Origin of the sequence: Paenibacillus sp. AK121 (assembly GCF_019042715.1) — a bacterium.
GTDB lineage: Bacteria > Bacillota > Bacilli > Paenibacillales > Paenibacillaceae > Paenibacillus > Paenibacillus polymyxa_C.
In genome coordinates this window covers 88,842-106,897 of record NZ_JAHPJM010000016.1, presented here as the reverse complement: position 1 = coordinate 106,897, position 18,056 = coordinate 88,842, and the positions used below count along the sequence as shown (strand labels likewise).

The window sequence follows — 18,056 nt, the reverse complement described above, 5'->3', positions numbered from 1 at the left end:
TGCGTTTTTCAGCAGCTATAAGATCATATCATGTTCATTTCAAAAATGCAAGGGTTATTTTTTTCTTCTTTTCGAAGATTGTTTCGCCCTAGTTATTCTTTTTCGAAACGGCTGTTTTGTTGTCAGCTCAAATAATATACCATTTAGCTTTACTGATTACAACATGTAAAAAATTCCAGTTAATAACCACCAACCGACTTTTTCAACATCAGTTCTACAACTGTATCCATTAAACCTTTGAATTTGTTTTTCTTCATTATAGACAACATGAGTATTTAACTGGATCTATTGCATGCAGGCAATTGCTTTAGAGCAAGCATCATTAGCTAAAGTCAGATAATGACCTTGTTTTTGAATTCCATAAAACTAATGCATTTAAGTGTATATTGGAGCATGAAAATCGAGATCCAACAAATGCTAAAATGGCGGAGGGTCAATTGTTAATGGTTCTTCCATTGCTGGTCTGAAAGCATTTCCGGCATACGGCGCTTACGTGGCATCAAAACATGCAATTCAAGGTCTTACCAATGAAGCGAGCTGGCGATCCAGCAGTTGCAAAAGGTATCGCTTGATTCTCTCTGACGAAGCTTCCTATATAATTGGATCAACATTAACGCTTGATGTTGGCTTGGTACTTTTTAAAATTACTTACCCAAAAAAATAGCACCCTTGTATATTTCACATATATGCTTTCCCATCACCGTCAGCATCAGGCTCTTCTTTTCTTCAGCAGAAAAGTAGCCTTCTTCCATAGGTTGTCAGCCGGTCATTCTCACTACATGCAGAACCGTGAAATACAGTCCACTTACAGAACTAATCCGCGTCAGAGAATTCTTTTATAGAATGCACGTGGTAAAAGAGGCTGTCCTTTGGACAGCCTCTTTTCTGTAATATGTCTACTTATTTAATTCGTTAGTCTGTACGTTACTGATGGATGCCTGCTTTTATTGCTGGGTCAAAATGATTGGACCGTCTGCTGTAATTGCCAGCGTATGCTCGTATTGTGCCGACAAACCGCCGTCCAACGTACGCGCGGTCCAGCCGTCCGCATCAATTTTACTACGGTATGTGCCTGTGTTGAGCATCGGCTCAATTGTAATGACCATGCCCTCTTTCAAGCGTGGTCCACGGTGCGGAGGTCCGTAATGTGGAACCTGCGGTTGCTCATGCATTTCTTCCCCGATGCCATGCCCAATAAATTCGCGTACGACCGAGAAGCCTTCCGCTTCCGCGTAAGTTTGGATCGCATGGGAAATATCCCCGATCCGATTACCAACAACAGCTTGCTCAATCCCTTTATACAGAGACTCTTTGGTAACGTCCAACAGCTTTTGTGCCTGCTCAGACACATTCCCTACCGCGTACGACCAAGCAGAATCTGCCAACCAGCCATTCAGGTTCACAACCATGTCGATCGTCACGATGTCGCCGTCCTTCAATGGTGTTTTGTTAGGAAAGCCGTGGCAAATCACATCATTAGGTGAACCACAAGTTGCAAACTGGTAGCCGTTATAACCCTTTTGCTCCGGCGTTGCGCCGTACTTCTTCATAAATGATTCTGCAAAGGCGTCGATTTCCAGTGTCGTAATACCCGGCTTAATCATTTTGGCAATTTCCCGGTGGCAGGCAGCCAAAATTTCGCCGGCTTTTTTCATATTTTCAATTTGTTCTTTGGTTTTAATGATAATCATTAAACGTTCTCCTTCTTATCCGTGTTCGTTCCACTTTTCACTGTTTCTTTTTTCTGTTTCTATTGTAACGCTAAAAGCAGTGAAATGGAACCGATGTCAATTGATACCGTTTACAGGGGCTTAAACGGGGTTTATAATACTCCATAATTTGTATACAAGTATGCAAAATTATTTGCAAGATAGGAGTATTCTATGAAATATCCAACAACCTGGTTACAGGGCGCATCGCTTGGAGAGAGGATTGCTTGTGAACTCCGACTTCAGATTATACGCGGTATGCAGACACCCGGCACTGTTCTATCTGAGAATCAGATTGCTACCGATTTTGGTACCAGTCGTTCTCCTGTGCGTGAAGCCATGAAGGCGCTCTCAGGCGAAGGACTTATCCGTTTGGAGCGCATGGGGGGCGGTTGTGATCGGTATGACACCCAGTGATATGGAGGAGCTATTCGACGTACGAATGCTGATTGAGCATTTTGTTGTTCAAAGGTATGTACATAAGGATAATAGCATATTGGTAACCACTTTAAATCAGATGATCGACAAAATGGAAGTCGCTCTCAAGCACAGGGATATCGCTGAATTTTCTCTTCAGGATTTTAATTTTCATGAAGCTCTGGTTCTGGAAGCAGGCCATACCCGTATTCTCCATACCTGGAATGGTATGAGACAGTTGATCCTGACAGTTATGCTGGCTGCGACAGAACAACGATTTGCGTCTAACATCGAAGAATCTCAAGTCACAATTCGCAAGCACCGCACCTTTGCAAATGCTTTAAAACAAGCGAATGCTCAGGAGTTTTCACGACTTATCGAGGAACATTATCGAGACACCCGCAACGCGGTTAACGATAGCGTTTTGTCCTCCTATAGAAAGACATTATCCTAGTTGCAATATGCTTGGCAAAGAGCAAATGTACCGCGTCTTTATGCGTGCTCCAGCTGACGCGGCTCTTTTTTTAGACTCAATTGTCGACAAGTATACATTTATCTATACATATTGTTGCCTTCATTCTTTTGAATGTTATGGAACCATCCTCTCCCTGGTCGCTTTCGGTTTGATTATGCTGCTGAATGTGTTAATTTAACGATAATGAGCTAATAAGGTAAGTGAAGAGGAGAATGAATATGACTGAAACCCGATATATGATCGGCGTCGATATTGGCACAACCAGTACCAAGGCAGTGCTTTTCGAAGAAAACGGCAATATTGCCGCGCAGTATCATGTGGGCTATCCACTCCATACACCTGAGCCAGATGCGGCAGAACAGGACCCTGAAGATATTTTCAAAGCTGTCGTAACGACGGTGCAAGAGGTCATGACACAAAGCGGAGTACCCGCCGAACATGTGCTGTTCGTCTCCTTTAGTTCGGCTATGCACAGCGTACTGGCGGTAGACAAGAACGGTAAACCACTGACCGCCTCCATCACTTGGGCAGATAACCGTAGTGCCAAATGGGCTGAAGCGCTCAAACACAAATACAATGGACACGATATTTACTTACGCACTGGAACGCCCATTCACCCCATGTCACCGCTGACGAAACTGATGTGGATTACACGAGATTTACCAGATGTTGCGGCCCAGACGTACAAATTCATTTCTATAAAGGAATATGTCTTTGCCCGGTTATTCCACCAATATGTCGTGGATCACTCGATCGCCTCCGCTACCGGACTCATGAATTTGAAGCAGCTGGATTGGGACGAGGAAGCGCTCACTATTGCAGGTGTGACGGAGGAGCAGCTGTCCGAACTGGTGCCGACAACTCATGTGCTAAAAGGGCTTGACGCAGCCTATGCACATGACATGGGCCTGCTGGAGACGACTCCTTTTGTGATCGGAGCCAGTGACGGTGTCTTATCCAACCTCGGTGTGAATGCAATCAAACCTGGAGTTGTCGCTGTTACCATCGGCACCAGCGGAGCCATCCGTACTGTAGTTGATAAGCCTCTCACCGATGCCAAAGGGCGCTTTTTCTGTTACGCCTTGACCGAAAAGCTGTGGGTCATCGGCGGCCCGGTGAACAACGGCGGTATCGTTTTCCGCTGGATACGGGATGAATTTGCAGCCTCTGAGGTGGAAACTGCCAAACGCTTGGGAATTGATCCGTATCATGTACTGACCCAAATCGCGGAACAGGTGCGTCCCGGCTCGGACGGTCTGCTTTTCCTTCCGTATCTATCCGGCGAACGCGCTCCTCTGTGGGACCCAAATGCGCGCGGCTCCTTCTTCGGCCTGTCCCTGCGGCACAAAAAAGAGCACATGATTCGCGCCGCACTGGAGGGCGTACTGTTCAATCTGTATACAGTCATGCTCGCTATGGAAGAAGTCATCGACAGACCGTCAGTCATTCATGCCACGGGTGGATTTGCACGCTCGGAGCTATGGAGACAGCTCATGGCGGATATTTTCGACCAGGAAGTCATTATTCCCGAAAGTCTGGAAAGCTCATGTCTAGGTGCAGCTATTCTAGGCTTGTACGCGTTAGGGCGAATTGACTCGCTAGATGCAGTATCCGGTATGATCGGCACCACTCATCAGCATAAACCTGCGGCAGAGCATGTAGATATCTATCGCGATTTACTGCCGATCTATATTCGCATTTCCCGTAAATTTGAAGAAGAGTTCAAGGATATTGCAGAATTTCAGGCCAAGTCCCTACAGTCTTGAGTTACAAGAATAAACATCGTCATTACACCAATTCCTATCCACACCACAGAAAACAGTGACGAAATATAATGTAAACCAAACAGCGAAGCCACAGGCTCCTTAAACTTATAAAGCGAAGACCCTTCTCATCAAGGGTCTTCGCTTTATTGTTGTGCGCCCTTCGTCATGTAGAGCAACATCAGTGTATTTTACAGGAAATCGGCTATAACCGAAATTACATAAATTACAGAAACAGGGTTTTAGAGATGATCACCAGCAAAATAAACAGTACCAGAATCGCCCCTACAGAGGTCCAGGCACCTACACCGCAACCCATACCGCCTACTCCGCACATATGACTCATTTACAACACTCCCTTCGCTCATTTACAGGATCATTGTATGTAGACCTGACCTAATGCGTAAGGGGGCATTCCCCCATTTTTGCGGCGAATGCCTGTTTATTTTGGGGACTAGCATTATGTATTAACCTCTCCACTGTTGCTTTCTTCATCATCAATACTGCACAATTCCCAAGGAATCCACTCGGCAAGCCACACCTCATGCCCTGCATAATAAAACGCGATCCCCTCTTCTCTTGCTTTAATCGTGTTTACCTTGAGCATGACCAATTCACCTCTTCGGCTCCCTGCCAATGCTGCAAAGTTAGTGCTTTCGGATAAATGTACATACTGTCTGCCAACAGGATCTAAACCATCTGCCATAATAAATGGCAATGCCTGCTTATTCGTACCATGGTATAGCACATCTGGTGGATTCCCGGGAGTATACTCTATCTTTTGATAGCTATGTCCATATCTAGCTCTGATTCTACCGTTATGGATTTCAAAACGCTGCTTATCTGAATTGCGTACGATCCGCTCAATATCAGTCTGCTTTATACCTGACCAGCCTGGCAAGCTTTGAATGATTTGAAGTAAGTGTTCTACAGTACAGGAGCCATCTGTAATGTCTAACTTAAGCCCGGATTCCTCAGGCTTGTGTCGCAGCATTTTGCTCATTATTTTACTTAGCTTCATATCTTCCGTTTGTTTCTTCATCGAATTTCTCCTGCCTTTAACAAAAGAGTTTCATCTTTTTATTTGAATGTATTCTTCTAAATGATGTTAAATACATTCTCGTCATGATCTTGATAATTCTGAACGACCGCTTCTGATTGTTTTTTACTGTGATTTCAAAGAATAAGCCATTGAACTTTGTAGATTAAAAGATATTTCTACATAAAATTAAGGATTCCTCTTATCCCTTCTTTATACTTTTCAATATTAAATCGGGAATTAGTAATCTTCAACGTAGGTCAGGCCCCAACGCCTCGTACCTCAAAGCGAACAAACACAATACGCCAAAAGACCATCAGAACCGATTAGGTCTGATGGTCTTATTAGACAAGATAATGTTAGTTAAGCCTCTCTACGGCTACGCGGTGTCAGACCGAGCCAGGACAACAGCGAACTGCGCGTTTTGCGTTGCCGGCCCTGGTAGGTACGTAAATTAGTGATTAACTGCCGATCCCGTTCTTCCTCGACCCTTTCTTTCATCCAACGTTTATGATCCTCCAGTTGGTTAGATAAGCTAACATTCTTCTCCACCAAACGGCTATGCTCTGCTTCCAGTTCCTCCAAACGGCTCCGCATTTCCGACAAAGCGGTTTGCACCATATCCTGCATCTGCGCCAGCTCTTGCGGCTCTACAGACTCCTGTGTTTGTACGGATACAGGTGCTTGCTCCAATCTATATTCAATGGCTGATGTCAAAGTCTGAAGCTGCTCCTGCGGTTGCATGGGTTCCTCCGACAATTCCTGAACGCTCATTTCATCCTCTAACTCTGTCAGCTCAACCGTAGCAGCAGCTTGCTCCTGCACGACTGTCTCTTCTCTGTTCTCAGCCGCCGCCATTATTTCTTGCCAGGTTGCGGTCAGTGACTCAGCATCCGAGATAGGTGGCAAGCGGAATTCTTCATCCTCCAGTTGGAAGGGAGCGGTTATTCGCTCAAGTACCACCTGAACGGATTGCTCCATCGTCATATGCTGCTCACGCAACGCCCTCCGCATCACCTTCAAACAATCAACATCCTCAGCACTGAACATTCTCGACTGATTAGCGGAACGCTGAAACACGTATCCCTGTTCCTCCAGCGCCGCTGCATATTTACGAAGGGTACTCGCCCCAATTCCCAGTTGCTTTGCTGCTTCCGTCGTCGACTTGCTTTCTTCCATTTAATCATTACCTCCCCGGATGGTATGGAAAGAAATAAGCTTGTATATGTAGAATTCGCGGAAACCATTGGAAATCCTTTGGCAAAAATGTTCTAATAATGCAGACTACTAAGAACCTTTGTCATAAACGAATACATTATAAAAATACAAGAAGCGACATCGCTGAGAACGCCCCTACACTGTATACTCTTGAGGCTCTTTAAGAGGCGTCACCTAAAATGCCATACTTTCAATATTTTTATGGCAACATTTCTTCCATGAGTATGGTCCATGTTATGGTTTATACGAAAACCATTTATAAATAAATGGATATATTCTAGCCTGCTCTCCCCTAAAAGAATATTGATAATCCTCGCTTATTCTTTAATTATTCCTAAATAGCTCTCCCTACTCACCTTTCGTTTTTAATTTATCGGAATGAGGGCAAAAAAATGGATATTTTCAAAAGATCAGCAATATGTTATGTTATGTAACGTAAAATGGATTTCAGGCATAATTTGTAGCATATTAACGTTCGCTGGAACGAGGAGGAAACATAAATGAAGGGGAAGGCAAGGAAAGTAGCGATTGTCGGCGCGGGAATGGTCGGTTCGAGCTGTGCCTACTCAATGGTCAATCAGTCCATTTGTGATGAAATCATGATGATTGACCGCACGTATGACCGAGCTTTAGCCCATGCACTGGATCTGTCCCATTGTATGGATTTTACGTCTACACGCACCAAGGTCCGTGCAGGCACATATGCAGACTGCACGGATATGGATGTTGTGATTATAACAGCTGGATCTAACCCTAAGCCCGGCCAAGACCGCTTGTCTGTATTGGACGATGCCGTGCATATCACCAGAGAGATTGTGACAGCTATTATGGAGGGCGGTTTCGACGGTATTTTCGTTATTGCCGCTAATCCTGTCGACATTGTTACTTATCTGGTGCAGAGTATATCCGGTCTGCCGCGTAATAAGGTGATCGGCACAGGCACCTCTATTGACTCATCCCGACTCAAGACGTTGCTTTCTGAGGTATTTTCTATAGATCCACGCAGTGTGCAGGGGTATGCCTTGGGCGAGCATGGCGAATCCCAATTCGTGGCCTGGTCACACGTCACGATTGGCGGCAAGCCGCTCTTGCACATTTTGCGTCAGCATAAGGAACGATTCAGACACGTTGATCTGGATGACATCGCCCGTAAAACAAGGGATGCCGGTTGGGAGATTTTCACCCGCAAAGGTGCCACTTATTTTGGTATTGCCAATGCGCTGGCTTACATTACCCGTTCCATCTTAAATGACGACGGTAAAATTATAGCGATCTCTGCCGTATTGGACGGCGAGTATGGACACACTGATGTCTGCACGGGCGTTCCGGCAATCATTGGCAGTAAAGGAATTCAGGAGATCATCGAACTTGAGCTGAGCCCAGAAGAACAAGCCAAGTTCGACGCCTCTTGCCACCTGATCAGCGAAAATATTCGCGCCATTTCAGACTTAGTGTAAGCCCATAGAGCTAGTACCTTATTCAGAACACGAACCTGGGTACAGTAAAAAAGCTCCTTGCCTTCATTTAGGGCAAGGAGCTTTTACAGTTCCTATATTTCGTCTTATATCTCTTTATAACGAAATATCGTCAGGCCAGCCAACGCAAACAGGACAAAGCTACCCAGTACCACCATCAAGAGTGTATCCGTTGGCACCATGAACGCCCCGAAGTCGTCTCCCCCACTCGGCATCATCGCCAATAAAGGTTGTACCCACGGATAATACGGAGCATAGGTCTGAGAGTTGGCGATCAGCATATTGGGCACGGTGAAGACGAAATTCAAAGCAAGCGGTGCAGCAAAGCTAGACCACAAAAAGGACACCAGCAATTGCAGGGCGGCCAGCGGCAGACAAGCAACCCAGCCTGCAAGCAGGCTTTGGGCGATCACGGTCCAAGGAATCGGCCCGTTCATCCCCTGCACAGCTCCAACACCCAGCAGCGCTCCTCCGAACAGCAGCTGAGTCAGTCCGACCATAGCCATAATGATGGTCAGCTTGGCTGCGTACAGACCCGTGCGGGACAACGGCAATGACATCAGCTGCTTCCAGCCGCCGCCCCCATGCTCGAAACGGCAGACTAGAGACCCAAACACGGCGGTCAGCATCGGCAGGAACAGCATTGCATGTATTGTAAGCATGGCAGCCAACAGCAACAGCCAGTTTCCTCCCGGATTCGCCAGTAAACCAACTAGGACGGCAATCGCCGGGCTGACGAGCGCAAGCAGCCAGACGGGCGATTTCGCCATTTTCAGGCGTTCGACAGAAAGTAACCGTACGTATCCTCCGAACATTACGCCACATCCTTTCGGCTAAAATGAGCTGCGGTCAGCAGGCTGAGAATTATACCTGTTGCGCATCCGATAAACGCGAATATCCACGCTTGTGGCGCAACCCATGCGAATTGCGGCCAAGCCAGCGGAAACCATTCGGACAGTTGGGAAGCGAATAAGCTGCCAATGCCTAACGTAATGCCCAGTGTTACAGGCAGAGCTTGATTATGGAACGTGACCGTTAGCCACAACAACAATACGAGTATAGGCAGCGTGCCGCCTAAGGGCCAAAACCCGAGCCGTAGTAGCTCCCCTATCGGTGCTGGCTCTCCCCCAAAGCCAAGAAGCATCCCCAAGGTCCAAGTCCCTACCGTCAAGAGTAGGCAGGACACGCACAGCATTCCAATGGCCAGTGTTAGCTTTGCCATATAAACACTAAATTTGGAAATAGGCAAAGCCAACAGCTGCTTCCAGGAGTTAGAGGTATGCTCCACATTCGCCAACATGGAAGCGACCATCGTGGCTCCTAACACAAGTGCAAGGGGAACAAACAGTGCGATGTTATCCATCAAACTTTCCCATAAGCGGCCCTTGTATCGCGGAATCAGATAGTCATAGCGGAGCCCAAAGTTCAGTCCCTGCATCGCCACCAGCCCAAGAGGACCGAGGAAGACCAGGAACCAGATTCCCTTTCTGCGTGCTTTGAGCAGATCCGCTGTCAACGCTCGCAGCATCATAGGGAGCCCCCTCCTTTGCCCACCACCTGCATGAACATATCCTCCAACGATTTGCGGCGTTCCTCCACACGATATACGGCATGTGTGTTTTCAACTAATCTTCTAACTAGCAGCGCAACAGCTGCATCATTCATGTTGTCAAAATCCAGCGCTGACCCGTCCTTCACTGAATGGTAGCCCTGTTCACGTGCAATCAATTGGGCTGCTTCCGGCTCCGATACTACGATCCGAATCCCCCCTGCGGACTCCTGACGGAGATTGTGAATTGTATTTTGGAAAACCAGTTGTCCTTCACGAATAATGCCGACGGTATTAGCCATATGCTCTACCTCACTCAGCAAATGGCTGGATACCAGTACAGTGATCCCCCGCTGCTTGGGCATCGCCTGGATCAATTCGCGCATTTCCTGAATGCCCTCGGGGTCCAAGCCATTCGTTGGCTCGTCCAGAATAAGCACTTCGGGATTGCCGAGCAGGGCTGCTGCGATACCAAGTCTCTGCTTCATGCCCAGCGAGTAACCTTTAACCGGGCGTTTAGCGTGCTTGGTCAGCCGAACGACCTCCAATACTTCCGCAATGTTCTCTTTCGGCACATTCAAAATACGACGAATAGCCTCCAGATTTTCGACGGCATTCAAATGACCATAATACGAAGGATACTCTACCAACGAACCGACTTTACGCAAAATATCCAGTCTATGTCTGCGGATATCTTTGCCGAATATACGGATCGTTCCTCGAGTTGGGCGAATAAGCCCAAGTAGCATGCGGATCGTTGTCGTTTTCCCTGCTCCATTGGGTCCGAGAAATCCGTAAATATCTCCCCGTGCTATTTTCAGGTCCAGCTGATTAACCGCGGCGCGGCCTTTGTAAATTTTGCTGAGACTGTTCGTTTCAATGATTGATTCGTTCAAGTTCCTCACCTCGACACCTATCGTAACGCGCCAAGTTTAAAGCCAAGGGAACACTGAGTTTAAGTTTTGTTTAAAAAACAGATTCGTGTCCCGGCCGATGAACTGCAAATCTCCCTCTCCAAATTCATTTCGCGAGCCAATAGTTCTGTGATCGCCAGGCCAATTCCAGCTCCTTTTTCACTGGATTGCCGTTCCATTCCCGGGCCTTTATCTGCAATGACCAATGCCTCTCTCCCGTTATCCTTCTGAACTTGAATACCAATATACCGGCCTGAGGCAGCATGACGAACTACATTTTGAAAAAGATTATCCAGCAGACGGCGGAAGCCCTGCTCGTCGACATTCCACACCATACTATGCTCGGGCAGATCGATATCCACTTCAAAGCCTTCCTTTTCCCACACCGGATACCAGCTGGCCGCACACTCGCGCACCAGCCGCAAAATATCACGCGGTTCGTTATTCATGGTGTATTTGCCACTAGATAGGAGATTATAGGTCAGCAAGTTGTCGATCAGACTTCCAAGGTCTTTTAACTTATTTTCCATTAGTGTAATCGACTGCTTCCCTCTGCTGCTCAGGTTTTCTGCATCCAGTGTATACAGATGACTGCGCACAACCGTAAGCGGTGTTCGAATATCGTGTGACAGATCAGCGACCAGCCTCTTCCGCAGTTCCTCCTCCTGACGCTCACGTCCTCGGCTCTCTGCCAACTGTTCGACCATCCGATTAAAAGCTTCCTCCAGTTTGCCGATTTCATCCGGGCGACCGGTGGCAACGAGGATGGGTAACCCATCCTCTCCTCGCTGCGACATGGCGGCCTGAAGCTGCAACAACCTCCGCCGAATGCCTCCAAAAAACAGAAGAGATACGAATATAAAGGCTCCCAGAACCAATAGAATAAAAAGGAGATAGTACATCAACATGCCATTATCAGTAGACGACTGTTCAAAAAACGAACGGGGCACCTTTAATACCATATAGCCCTGATTCACATCATCCTTGCCCCCGCCGATAAAGGCCACGACTGTAAACGGCCCATCATAGCTGGCTTGCTTCATAAAAGCTATAGCCTGCGCTGCGCTCCATTGTTTTGGAATGTTAGGTTGTGTCGGCAGCTCCAGCCTGGTTAACCCTGCGGTATCGACCCAAAATATTTGTGAATCCGGGAACATATTTTGCTGTATTTTACGCAGATGGGCTGAGATTTGCTCTGGATTAGCCCCCTTCAAAGCTATAGCTTCTCGGTGCCAGCTATTTTCAGTATGGGTCGTAGAGGGATAGTAAGGATTCGTAGGCTTGATATCCGTCTGCAAATTCAACAGAATGCTATATATTAAGGTTGTAACAGGCAATACAATGGGCAACAGCACCATAGCAAACACAATAATGACCAGATAGCGGAACAACAATGAATTACGAAACCGCCCTCCCTGACCTGGACGGGAGTTGAGATGTAATCCTGTCCACCTTTTACGCATACCGTTCATTATGCCTTCACCCGATAACCTACACCACGGATCGTCTCAATGATACGGGGTGTGGCAGGATCAATCTCCAGCTTTTCCCGCAAGTGCCGGATGTGGACCATCAAGGTTTTGTCTCCGTCGATATACGGATCTCCCCACACCGCCTCATACATTTGTTCCTTCGTCATAATCTGGCCCAAATGCCGCAGCAAATAAGCAAAAATATGATATTGCTTGCCTGTCAGCGTAATTTCCTCCCCGGTATCACGATTTACAATACGATTATCTGGAGGAAACACAGACAGATGCCCCAGTTGTAGAGATTCTTCGGATACGCTTCCTGATCGCCGCAGCAAAATTTCCATACGTGCTATGAGTTCATCGGGGTGAAAGGGCTTTGTCACATAATCATCAGCAAAATCCAATCCTTGCAGCTTATCGTCAATGGATGTACGGGCAGACAACATGAGAATGGGAAGCTCCGGGTACTCTTTCTTGAGCCGCTTCCCAATGGTGAACCCATCCAGACCGGGTAACATCACATCCAGAATCACGAGCTGGCACGTACGAGCTGCCTCCACAGCCCCATCCCCGCTGCGAAGCCAGGTTACAGCGTAATTTCGCTCTTCTAAATACTGATGCGTCCAAGCACCAATATCTTGGTCATCTTCGATGTATAGCACATTTGTTTTCATAATAGACACCTACTTATCGTTTTTCTTTTATGTAATGGGCATTATAGCATTTATGGTACATAACCCACTTAAAAAGGTTAATAACTACCTTATACGACATACGCTTCACAATTTCAAATTTGAATGCAGGTGAACAAGGAGGCCTATCAGATGCTGCTGGAAGCGATATACCACCACCCGAAACATAATTGGGCTTTTGGTTATGATGATGAAACGATAATTTTACGGCTTCGTGCAAAGAAAAATGACCTGACTTCTGTTCATGTTCTTACCGTAGATAAGTACGACTGGGATCGTACTCGGCAGCTTATTCCGATGTCCAAATTTGCCACCGATGGCAGGTTCGATTACTACGAATGTACTGTAAAGCCTACTCACCGTCGGCTGAAATATGGATTTTTGCTGGAAGATGGCGAGGAACGAATTTGGATGGACGAGGACGATTTCACGACCGAGGAACCTCAAAATGCAGACAGTCTGTTCCAATATCCGTTTTTAAATCCGATTGATATTTTGAAGCCACCCGCATGGGTGAAGGATGCTGTATTTTATCAGATTTTCCCGGAACGCTTTGCCAATGGTGACCCCTCCATTAGCCCGGAAGATGCTGAGGACTGGGGTGGCACACCGCAAAGAGACAATTTTTTCGGTGGCGATTTACAAGGGATTCTCGATCATCTGGATCATCTGAGCGAGTTGGGGATCAACGCCATATATATGACTCCTGTCTTCAAGGCGACGACCAATCATAAATATGATACTGAGGATTATATGGAGGTAGACCCGCACTTCGGGGACAAAAAGATATTAAAAAGGCTGGTGGAGGCCTGCCACGATCGGGGAATCCGGGTACTACTCGATGCGGTGTTCAACCATTCAGGACGTACCTTTAAACCGTTCGTGGATGTACTGGAAAAAGGCGAAGCCTCACCTTACAAGGACTGGTTCCATGTTCATAGCTTTCCGCTGGAAGTGGTCGATGGCACCCCGACCTACGATACATTCGGGCTTGAACCGATGATGCCCAAGCTGAACACGGAACATCCTGAGGTGAAAAGGTACCTGCTGAATGTGGCAAAGCATTGGATTGAAGAGGTCGGTATCGACGGCTGGCGACTGGATGTGGCAGATGAGGTAGACCACGCCTTTTGGCGTGAATTCCGTACGACGGTCAAGCAGGCTAATCCGGAGGCGTACATTTTGGGTGAAATGTGGAACGAATCATCAGAATGGCTTCAGGGCGATCAATTCGATGCGACGATGAATTATCCGTTCACCTATGCGGTGAATGATTTTTTCGTCAAAAAAGTGACCGATGCCCAGAGCTTCGCCTTCGCCATTGGACGCCAGCTTGCCCGCTATCCGCAGCAGGCATCCGAGGTTGCCTTTAATCTGCTGGATAGCCATGATACACCGCGCCTACTGACGCTGTGCGGGGGCGACAAGCAACTGATGCGGCTGGCTGCTTTGTTCCAGTTCACGTATATGGGCGCACCCTGCATTTTTTACGGCGATGAAATCGGCCTGGATGGAGATGCCGATCCAGGCTGCCGCCAGTGCATGGAGTGGGATACCGACAAGCAGGACCACGAGCTGTTCAACTTTTATCGTGAGATGATCGCTCTTCGCAAGGCGCACCCTGTCCTTCGTGATCAAGGAAGCATCACTTTCCTGGAGGCACAACCGGAGGGCGCTTCACTCGCCTACGAGCGGCGCAGCGACGAAGAAGTGTTGCTTGTGCTGCTCAACCGTTCCGATGAGGATCACACTTTTGAATTGTCCATTCCAGAGCAGGAATGGCAATTAGCCTTTGGCGAAGGCCAGTGGTCCGTAGGAGCGAAGGGGCTGCATGCCGAGCTTCCACCTTACGGATATACTGTGCTGAAGGCAGCGCCTGCACGGTCAGTCAACTCTGCAAAAGAAGTTGACGACAAGACGCAAAGCAAGGCATAGGCTATGTAGACGCGGATGCTGATGAAGATACCTGCGAACTATGGGGAAAATTGAGATCGCCGGGAACAAGTTATCTAACTTATTCCCGGCGATCTTTTTACGTTGAGGACATAGCTCTTTGTACAAGCTGATTATTTATTTTGGACATCTGTTCTTACTACCCCAACATCCGACGCATTGATAGAAATGGGGTTACCGCCTTGTCCTGTTTGAGCTGAAGAAGATTGTCTAACGTCCACCCTAATTCTTTTGCCCTTAAAGCCAGTTCGTCTCCTTTTTCCCAATGCCATGGCCTCCTTAAGTCTTCGTGGCTTCATAAACCTCTCAATATGACCTAACTGTGAAGAGATATGCTATATGCATATGCCACTGAAGAAAACAGGTCTCGGCGAATATCAGATCATAGAGAAAAGAGGCGATTAGCACCCGATCTTGCAAGATCATCCAAAAAATTACAACGAACATACTAACAGCAAAAGAGCGGAACCTGCTTTTACAGGCTCAATGTGGCTTTAAAACCATCATTGAGCCTGTAATGATTAATGATAGAGAATCATTGCTTATGTCAGTTTTCAACAAGCCAGTAGCCTTTCATGACTATCGTTGAGCGCTTGCAGATTCGCTTGTAGATGATTGAATATTTTAATCAGTAAAATTTAAAGCGTTTACAAGTTAAGCGGCAGGTTGCCGGTCAGCGACGATTGCTTGACCGGATCACTTTACAAATTGGCTTAAGCCAATACACCAAGAGCGTATCCAATAATTCCTATTGCGAATAAAGCAAAAATCAGAGCTATAGCATTCACTTTCTTTTTGAGCAGTCTCATGCATAAAAAAGTCAGCAAAAGAGGTAACAGTCCAGGTATCAATTGATCCAGAATCATCTGTATCGTCGTAACAACCTCTACTCCATCCGAACGGGTATATCGGGATACTTCGAGTGGTATATTCAGAGTAGTCCATTTAGATACGAGTGCGCCCATAACAAATAGTCCCAGGATGGAGGCCGATTCCGTAAGCTTTTGCAGTCGGTTTCCGGACATGTCGGACACAATCTCCGTCCCTTTTTGGTAGCCGTATTTCAGTCCGTACCACTTGGTAGCCAGGCGAATAACATTAAAGAGCAAGAAAAATAGGACAGGCCCGATAACGCTTCCGGACAACGCAATGGAAGCTCCTAATGCAGCCAGAACGGGGCGTAATGTTCCCCAGAAGATAGGATCCCCTACTCCAGCCAAAGGTCCCATTAAGCCAACTTTCACGCCACTTATGGTAGCATTATCAATCGGCTGTCCATTGGCTTTCTGCTCCTCCATAGCGGCCGTTACCCCCATAATCGGTGCAGAGATAAACGGTTGAGTATTAAAAAACTCCAAATGCCGCTTTAGTGCTTCTTTTTGGTCTTCCTTCTTGCTGTATAGCCGCTTGATTGCCGGAATCAAGGTGACACAAAAACCAATCGACTGCATACGCTCAAAATTAAACGAGCCCAGCAGGAACCATGAACGGAAAAACATTTTGTTTAAATCGCTTTTGGTCAACTTTTTTTCTTCCATAGTACCCCACTCTTTCATTAAGAATTTCTTTAGAGCTCTTCAATTTCACCCACTTGATCTTTGCGCTGGCTATATTTGGGATTGAGCTGGATATACAGCAGAGCCAGAACCGCTCCCATGATTCCAAAGCCAACCAGATTGATGCTTGTAAATGCCGCGATGACAAAGCCCAAGAAAAAGAAAGGCATCAGATATTTGGCTGCCATCATGTTAATAACCATGGCATATCCTACAACGACGATGAATCCCCCTGCAATTTGCAGCCCTTTTGTAATGACCTCCGGGATGGCATCCAGCAAAGTCGTAACTAGACCGGTTTCTGCTGCAATAGCCACCAATACGGCAGGCAAAGCGACACGTAATCCCTGAAGAAGGAGGGCTATGAAGTGACATAATTCAATTCCTTTGAAATTTGAAGATTCGGCATATTTATCTGCCAGATGCTGAAAGAACACGGTAATCGTTCTAACAAAGATAGTTAACACTTGTCCGCCAGCCGCAATCGGAATCGCAACGGCAATTCCCGCACCGATCGATTGGTGCCCGACAATAACCAATATGGTTGAGACTACACTGGCCAAAGCCGCATCCGGAGCCATGGACGCTCCGACATTCATCCAGCCCAAAGCCAATAATTCCAGCGTACCGCCTAGAATAATACCGGTTTTGAGATCTCCCAGGACCAGACCGATCAGTGTACACGCAACTATAGGACGATGAGTCTGTCCTTCATCCAAAACACTGCCCATTCCGCAAATGGCTGCAACCAGCGTGACCATTACGATTTCAAAAACACTCATGTTTGACCCCCTCTCTTATGCGTACGTGTTGTTAAAACTGGACATTTTGGAGCTTGTTAATCAAATTAATTTTAGGATCACTGGCCACTTTTCTAATCTCCAGTTCTATCCCCTTTTCGTGCAATTTATAAAATGCCTCTACATCCTGCTTGTCTACGGACACTGCTCCGGTAATTTGTGTTTTGCCTTCTTTGAAGCACATTCCACCTACATTTACCGATGTAAACGGTACCCCACCTTCTACAACCCGCAGTACATCCGTGGGATTGGTAAACAGGAACAAGGTCTTGAAATCGTTATATTTAGGATTGTTATAAGCTTCAATCGCTTTCGCAATCGTGACAACATAAGCTTTAATCCCTGGCGGCGCCACTTGTAACAATAAGGTTTTGCGCAGCGTATCCGCAGCGACCTCATTGCTGACGGCGATAATTTTGTTACACTTCGTTTCCTTCACCCACACAGTAGCCACCTGACCATGAATCAGACGGTCATCAATACGAACAAATGATATTTCCATACCTATAATTCCTCCTCTGTTTGTATGTCCCGGATGACACGAAAAGACTTCATTGAATCCTGACCCGCACGGATGGCCAGATCACTCAGATTCTCCACGTTCTCCAGCCCTCTATTGGTCAGCAGGTCTACGATCATTGGCAGGTTTACCCCTGTTACAATGCCCATTTTTTCATACCTGGCCACAATCCTACTGGCCGCATTATAGGGACTGCCACCAAACAAATCGACGAGAAAAATCAATCCGTCCGTCCAATCAATTGTTTCCAAGGCCGCTTTGTACTTCTCAACAAGTCCGTTAACACTTTCACCTGGTTCAAACGTTACACCCACCACATTTTCCAGATGGCCGAAAATCATTTCCGTGGATCTTAGGATCTCTTCGGAAAATTTTCCATGAGTGCCAACAATAACACCTATCATTTGTTTCACCCCCTCCTTGCATCCTTCGCCTATACTTATATGCAAGTCTCATGCCAAGATTCTGTATGATGCGATTAACTATCAAAAAAAAGACCAAACC

At 46.7% G+C, this 18,056-nt stretch carries 17 protein-coding genes and 1 pseudogene; 5 read left to right on the top strand and 13 right to left on the bottom strand.

What is annotated here, in order from left to right; translation table 11 throughout:
* Positions 1-436: 436 nt before the first annotated feature.
* Positions 437-664 carry an SDR family oxidoreductase gene (locus KSP24_RS25690; protein WP_367949377.1) on the top strand — a complete coding sequence of 76 codons (228 nt, stop codon included), beginning with the start codon at positions 437-439 and terminating at the stop codon, positions 662-664.
* Between the two features lie 280 nt (positions 665-944).
* On the opposite strand, the gene map is transcribed toward KSP24_RS25690, so the two are convergent.
* Positions 945-1,691, bottom strand: a complete 747-nt coding sequence (gene map, locus KSP24_RS22465) for a type I methionyl aminopeptidase (RefSeq protein WP_216976804.1) — start codon at positions 1,689-1,691, stop codon at positions 945-947.
* A gap of 192 nt (positions 1,692-1,883) precedes the next feature.
* On the opposite strand from map, the pseudogene KSP24_RS22460 reads away from it, so the two are divergent.
* Positions 1,884-2,580: pseudogene (locus KSP24_RS22460) on the top strand (GntR family transcriptional regulator).
* A 239-nt stretch (positions 2,581-2,819) separates the two neighbouring features.
* On the top strand, positions 2,820-4,367 hold the full coding sequence (gene gntK, locus KSP24_RS22455) for a gluconokinase (protein WP_216976802.1): 1,548 nt from the start codon (positions 2,820-2,822) through the stop codon (positions 4,365-4,367).
* Between the two features lie 223 nt (positions 4,368-4,590).
* Here the strand turns inward: gntK and KSP24_RS22450 are convergent, their stop codons facing one another.
* From KSP24_RS22450 to KSP24_RS22440, 3 genes are all read right to left on the bottom strand, one after another.
* Positions 4,591-4,710, bottom strand: a complete 120-nt coding sequence (locus KSP24_RS22450; protein WP_013369112.1) for a hypothetical protein — start codon at positions 4,708-4,710, stop codon at positions 4,591-4,593.
* A 114-nt stretch (positions 4,711-4,824) separates the two neighbouring features.
* Positions 4,825-5,406, bottom strand: coding sequence for an RNA 2'-phosphotransferase (locus KSP24_RS22445; RefSeq protein WP_064962235.1), 582 nt, complete (start codon positions 5,404-5,406; stop codon positions 4,825-4,827).
* A gap of 360 nt (positions 5,407-5,766) precedes the next feature.
* A complete protein-coding gene (locus tag KSP24_RS22440; protein ID WP_216976800.1) occupies positions 5,767-6,582 on the bottom strand; it encodes a MerR family transcriptional regulator in 816 nt (271 codons plus the stop codon).
* Between the two features lie 539 nt (positions 6,583-7,121).
* On the opposite strand from KSP24_RS22440, the gene KSP24_RS22435 reads away from it, so the two are divergent.
* Positions 7,122-8,078 (top strand): L-lactate dehydrogenase, encoded by a 957-nt coding sequence (locus KSP24_RS22435; protein WP_064962233.1) that lies wholly within the window; start codon positions 7,122-7,124, stop codon positions 8,076-8,078.
* Between the two features lie 104 nt (positions 8,079-8,182).
* On the opposite strand, the gene KSP24_RS22430 is transcribed toward KSP24_RS22435, so the two are convergent.
* The 5 genes from KSP24_RS22430 to KSP24_RS22410 are packed head-to-tail and all read right to left on the bottom strand — an operon-like array spanning position 8,183 to position 12,705.
* On the bottom strand, positions 8,183-8,911 hold the full coding sequence (locus KSP24_RS22430) for an ABC transporter permease (RefSeq protein ID WP_064962232.1): 729 nt from the start codon (positions 8,909-8,911) through the stop codon (positions 8,183-8,185).
* The gene (locus KSP24_RS22425; RefSeq protein WP_064962231.1) at positions 8,911-9,627 is read right to left on the bottom strand and encodes an ABC transporter permease; all 717 of its coding nucleotides are present in this window, start codon (positions 9,625-9,627) and stop codon (positions 8,911-8,913) included. Before KSP24_RS22425 ends, KSP24_RS22430 begins: the two co-directional genes overlap by 1 nt.
* Positions 9,624-10,541: an ABC transporter ATP-binding protein gene (locus KSP24_RS22420; RefSeq protein ID WP_013369106.1), complete on the bottom strand. Its 918-nt coding sequence runs from the start codon at positions 10,539-10,541 to the stop codon at positions 9,624-9,626. Before KSP24_RS22420 ends, KSP24_RS22425 begins: the two co-directional genes overlap by 4 nt.
* A gap of 59 nt (positions 10,542-10,600) precedes the next feature.
* A complete protein-coding gene (locus KSP24_RS22415; protein WP_216976798.1) occupies positions 10,601-12,031 on the bottom strand; it encodes a HAMP domain-containing sensor histidine kinase in 1,431 nt (476 codons plus the stop codon).
* Complete coding sequence (locus tag KSP24_RS22410) at positions 12,031-12,705, bottom strand: response regulator transcription factor (protein WP_165083853.1); 675 nt, start codon at positions 12,703-12,705, stop codon at positions 12,031-12,033. The genes KSP24_RS22415 and KSP24_RS22410 overlap by 1 nt, the downstream gene beginning before the upstream one ends.
* Positions 12,706-12,855: 150 nt before the next feature.
* On the opposite strand from KSP24_RS22410, the gene KSP24_RS22405 reads away from it, so the two are divergent.
* Positions 12,856-14,658 carry an alpha-glycosidase gene (locus tag KSP24_RS22405; RefSeq protein ID WP_216976796.1) on the top strand — a complete coding sequence of 601 codons (1,803 nt, stop codon included), beginning with the start codon at positions 12,856-12,858 and terminating at the stop codon, positions 14,656-14,658.
* A gap of 731 nt (positions 14,659-15,389) precedes the next feature.
* Here the strand turns inward: KSP24_RS22405 and manZ are convergent.
* The 4 genes from manZ to KSP24_RS22385 are packed head-to-tail and all read right to left on the bottom strand — an operon-like array spanning position 15,390 to position 17,956.
* Entirely contained in the window at positions 15,390-16,232 is an 843-nt protein-coding gene (gene manZ / locus KSP24_RS22400) for a PTS mannose transporter subunit IID (protein WP_269203258.1), read from the bottom strand.
* Between the two features lie 11 nt (positions 16,233-16,243).
* Positions 16,244-17,014 carry a PTS mannose/fructose/sorbose transporter subunit IIC gene (locus KSP24_RS22395; RefSeq protein WP_013369101.1) on the bottom strand — a complete coding sequence of 257 codons (771 nt, stop codon included), beginning with the start codon at positions 17,012-17,014 and terminating at the stop codon, positions 16,244-16,246.
* 31 nt (positions 17,015-17,045) lie between these two features.
* Positions 17,046-17,534: a mannose/fructose/sorbose PTS transporter subunit IIB gene (locus KSP24_RS22390; protein WP_013369100.1), complete on the bottom strand. Its 489-nt coding sequence runs from the start codon at positions 17,532-17,534 to the stop codon at positions 17,046-17,048.
* Positions 17,535-17,536: 2 nt separating this feature from the next.
* Complete coding sequence (locus KSP24_RS22385; protein WP_216976794.1) at positions 17,537-17,956, bottom strand: PTS sugar transporter subunit IIA; 420 nt, start codon at positions 17,954-17,956, stop codon at positions 17,537-17,539.
* Between the last annotated feature and the right edge of the window lie 100 nt (positions 17,957-18,056).